This is a genomic window from Vibrio sp. 03_296 (assembly GCF_002265885.1).
In genome coordinates, this window is sequence record NZ_NPKW01001035.1 from 1 (window position 1) to 724 (window position 724).

The following is a 724-nucleotide window of genomic DNA, read 5'->3' on the forward strand; positions in this document are numbered from 1 at the left end:
GAGTCTCACCATCATCAATCCCCCTTGAGGAAATTGCCAAGAGTGTGCCCGTATCGCTTAGCCCAGAAGACCTGACCATGGTTATTACAAATCACTATACCAACATTTAGCCGGTAACCATCGCCATCTATCACTGGCTAACCTCTAAGATAAGTTTTTTATTACAGTGATTTTCCACATATCCCCAACAGTAGCAAACTTACTGATGTGATATAGCTAAGATTTATCGTGTTTCAGACCCAATTGAATTAACTTTACAGCACAAAACAGTTATCAACACAAGTTTGAGACACAGCCCACATTTATTCACCTTTTCTGTGAATAACTTTGTGAAGAATAACTTATTTTCGTCAATGACAGATTCATCATCAATCCATGACAAACACGTCCCCTTTCCAAAATAAAAAATAGCTTTTAATATTCAATAAATTAAAAACACAAATCAGTTCCACCAGCAAATTAAACCTTGATGATCTTTTGACCACAAACAGATCGGTCAAAGATCATACAATGCTTATTTTATCCACACACAAAGTTTTTAAATTGACTAACATCACCAAAAATCAAGCAAAATATCACTTACCACATACTGTTTATTGATCCATGATTTTACTTTTTACCTTAGAGAGCGCTCTATTCTGTGGATAACTTATTAATAGATCAAAGCACCTAGACAATGATGATCCTTGATCGTATCGCTTCGATCCGATTCTTTGTTACCATA

1 pseudogene is annotated in these 724 nt (G+C 35.4%); it reads right to left on the minus strand.

The window, feature by feature from the left end:
* A pseudogene (locus CIK04_RS29675) lies at positions 1-134 on the minus strand (NUDIX domain-containing protein); the annotation flags it as partial.
* Between the last annotated feature and the right edge of the window lie 590 nt (positions 135-724).